Annotated in this window: 4 protein-coding genes; 1 reads left to right on the top strand and 3 read right to left on the bottom strand. The window is 38.3% G+C overall.

Features of this window, described 5'->3' with window-relative positions:
* From BQ7314_RS08535 to BQ7314_RS08525, 3 genes are all read right to left on the bottom strand, one after another.
* A partial coding sequence (locus BQ7314_RS08535) for a type III PLP-dependent enzyme domain-containing protein (protein WP_174483284.1) occupies positions 1 to 1055 on the bottom strand: 1055 nt, incomplete at its 3' end.
* Positions 1056 to 1089: 34 nt separating this feature from the next.
* Positions 1090 to 1332, bottom strand: coding sequence for a DUF2442 domain-containing protein (locus tag BQ7314_RS08530; RefSeq protein WP_174483283.1), 243 nt, complete (start codon positions 1330 to 1332; stop codon positions 1090 to 1092).
* Between the two features lie 121 nt (positions 1333 to 1453).
* Positions 1454 to 2695: an ATP-grasp domain-containing protein gene (locus BQ7314_RS08525; RefSeq protein WP_174483282.1), complete on the bottom strand. Its 1242-nt coding sequence runs from the start codon at positions 2693 to 2695 to the stop codon at positions 1454 to 1456.
* Positions 2696 to 3142: 447 nt separating this feature from the next.
* Between BQ7314_RS08525 and BQ7314_RS08520 the strand changes: the two genes are divergently transcribed.
* Positions 3143 to 3599 (top strand): glycosyltransferase family 2 protein (locus BQ7314_RS08520; protein ID WP_174483281.1); only part of this gene is annotated, 457 nt, incomplete at its 3' end.

The raw sequence follows: 3599 nt of genomic DNA, 5'->3' as shown, positions 1-3599 counted from the left end.
AATTTACCTGTGTAATTATCATATAAGCAGTCGTTTTCCATGCAGGTTGAGCCAACAATATTAAATATACCTTGGCGTGGCTTGCTGTCGGGCGCATGAAAAACAGAGAGAGGCAGATTACGGGCACTTAAATTTGGTTTTATATCGTAGCGACTTGCGGCGGCTAAAGCGATTTGATGCTTTTCTTGCGCTTTTATGTCGATAATTTTTGTGACAAACTGCATCGTATCAGCCGTTAGTGAAATGCCAGGCTCTAAAATCAATTCTGGGCCATTCTTAGGGAATGCAGCTTTGAACTCATTAGCAATGGCATACCCATATTCTGAAAATGTGGGGATAGGGTGAGAGAATTGTTGTTGTAGTTTAATTGGCATGGGGCTGAAAAACCCCCCGCCTAAGTCTATATATTTAAGATTGTCTTGGGCAAATTCGGTTAAGGCAAGCTTAATCATTTGCCTCGCAATTTTTTTGTAAGATTCTGTGCTTCGCTCGTGCGGTAAGAAGTGGCAGTGAATGCCTGTGATTTGGCAGTTGGGAAAATTTCTTAGAATTTTAAGGGTTTTCTGGAAATTTTCATCCTTTATATCAAAGCCAAATCGTGAAGGGGACTCTGTGCCAATGATGAAATTACAGCGAATACCAACCTGTATTGTTTGTTGTGGAAATTGACTCGATAGTGCGCAGATATGCTTGACTTCATAAGTTGAATCAATATTGACAATGGAATGATTAAGCAGCGCTCGTTCTATATCATGCGCTTGTTTATAAGGGCCGTTGAAAATAATACGCTCAGGCGCTACACCAATTTTGAGTGCTAAATCATATTCCATACCAGAAACAACTTCAGCATAGCCATGCATTTGCTCAGTTAGTTGGCATAAGCGAGGGGTGTAATTGGTTTTATAGGAGTATGCAATTTGACTATTAGGATAGATTGATTGGAAAGCCGCTAAAAAATTTTGGTAGTTCCTGTTAAATTTCTCAGGATCCAGAATGTAAAAAGAATCTCCATAAGTGTCTGCAAGGTGGCGTAATTTTTTCCAGGATAAATTCATTATTTAGCGTATGCTTGGGCGGTTGATTGTGGCGTTAGCTATCTAAAGGAGTGCTTAATAGATAAAGAGTGTCTTTACTAAAGTCTTGTTCGTGAGGCCATTCAATGGCACCAAATGCTACCTTTACTTGCTTAAAATAATTAATATCCTTTAATTCGCTGAATATGCCTTTGTCTAAAAATGGACTGGCATCAAAAATCCTGACCTCTTTATTTTCAAAAGCTAGTTTTAATATGTATTTTTGTTTTACTTCAACATCAATAACATTAGGGTTCATACAAGTCGCAGCTAAAAGCCCCTCCCACAAAATATCCTCATAATTAACAGTAGTGAACTAAAACTTAAAGTGTAAACTGAGAAATGAAAGATGCCTTTTAGAGGTCATTTTATATTATAGTTCAGTGTGTTTCAGTGACCATTGTATATTTGCCAGCATCAACTGAATTTGGCGTTGTAACACGCAGTTGCAATGCAGATTGTAAGCGACTAACAATTTGTGTATAGCTTTCTTCTGGAGCATAGGCAAAAAGGGCATAGCCAAGGCTATTACCGCTATGATCAAAGGCAGGAATTGCATCGCCTTGCGCATAGTTAAGTTGGTATTTTAGTAGCTTAGGTAGCTGCTTATGCAGGTCTTGTTTTGATGCTATATATTCCAGTTGTCCTGCTTTTTCACTGCCAAAAATATAAGAACCACAAGGATAGGTTTGTATGGATTCAACGGGAGCTTTGAGCGGCTTTCCTAAAGCATATTCAATACTCATTTCGATTAAATCAATACCCGTATGATGGTTTATTAATTCAGGAATACCATTACCACCCAAGCGTGGGCTCATTTCTATAACCATTGTGTGCTGTGCGGAAATATTAACATCAAAATCAATGGGACCATTAAAGTAATTAGCGGCATGACAGGTTTGTTCTACTGTAGTAAGAATGCGCTTTTCATCTTCATCGCTTATATTGTTAGGCAGGCTATGGCCAATGGGAATAAAGTTATGCTTATATTTTTGTGTGATAAAGGCGTGTAGCTTGCCATTGATTAAAAAACCATCACCACTGACATCGGTGCCTATCATAAATTGCTCGATACTGACGGTTTTGGAGCGCGAGTATTGTTGCGCGTGGTTATACGCATCGCGATAATGATTTATGTTAAAGTGGTCAACTTTTGTGATACCCCGCGAACCTGATGTATCAATGGGTTTAAATATAAGCGGTGCTGTTAGGTGGGCAGGAAGATTAGCTATATCTGCACTATTTTTACTGATAAAAAAGCGAGGGTGGGATAAATCATTTGTTTCTTGAAATAAACGAAAATTTGCTTTATTGGCAAGGATGTTAGTCGTACTTAATGGGCAGCTAGGTAAATTTAAAGATTTGGCTACAAATGCGACAGTGAGAGTTGCTATATCTGAGGCAAAGGTGGTGATGCCGTTGATATTGAGCTGTTGAGAAAGTTTCAATACGCTAATTTGGTCGGCAGTGCTACAATTTACGCTTTGGTGCGAAAATTGGTGGCCTATGCTGCTTGGGATATTATCCAAAGTAATCACGTAATAGCCTAGCTCTACCGCTTTTTTAATGATAGGTAATTGAGTAAGGCTAGCGCCGAGTATTAATAACGTAAGTTGCTTCATTGTCCCTTGTTTGGTGGTGTGGAGCGAAGTTTTTGTTAGTGGTTTTAAATTTAAAATAAAATCAATATCTTGTGATCAATAATAATCACTCCTCATTTTTAACAGCTTGCTAACGCCTGTTGTAGGGTGTGCTGAGACACGAAGCGCATCACATAAATGATGCACTTTCTATCGTCAGCAGATCCTACCTCTGGTATTCTAGCTTGAGCCCCCTAAATTGAGAATTTCTGAGTTTTGCTAAAGATTCGGAAGCGCTAGAATTTTATTGGACGAATAATAGCATGTTCTAGCCCTGATGAGGAGCTAGTACCGTAAGCCGAGAGTTTTAAATATATTCGACCTTAAAATGACAGTTAAATGGTGTATATTAATTATCTTGTAACAAAATAATGTTACTTTTAATAGCTTAGTTTTTTCTTGGTTTTTTAAATTTGTTAACGGATATTAATGAAACTTTCTATCGTCAGTACTTTATATCAGTCATCACCCTATATTGATGAATTTATTAGAAGAGTTAGTGTCTGCGCACAACAAATAACTGAGGCATACGAAATTATTCTGGTGAATGATGGCTCGCCGGATGATTCATTACACAAGGCTCTGATTGCTCAAAGACAAGATACGCACCTGAAAATTGTCGATTTATCCCGCAATTTTGGACATCATGAGGCGGGTATGGCGGGCCTTGAGCAGGCGCTGGGTGAATTTGTTTTTTTGATTGATTCCGATCTTGAAGAGAACCCTGAGTTATTGTTACAGTTTTGGAGCGAGTTGACCAGAAAACCTGAAGTTGATGTTATTTATGGTATTCAGGAGCAGCGTAAAGGCGGCTGGTTTGAGCAGTTTTCAGGTTACCTTTTTTATATTATCTTTAATAAACTCAGTCCTATTAAAATAGCCACGA

Source organism: methanotrophic endosymbiont of Bathymodiolus puteoserpentis (Logatchev), assembly GCF_900128525.1.
Taxonomy (GTDB): Bacteria; Pseudomonadota; Gammaproteobacteria; order Methylococcales; family Methylomonadaceae; genus Methyloprofundus.
This window is presented reverse-complemented; position numbering and strand designations above follow the sequence as displayed.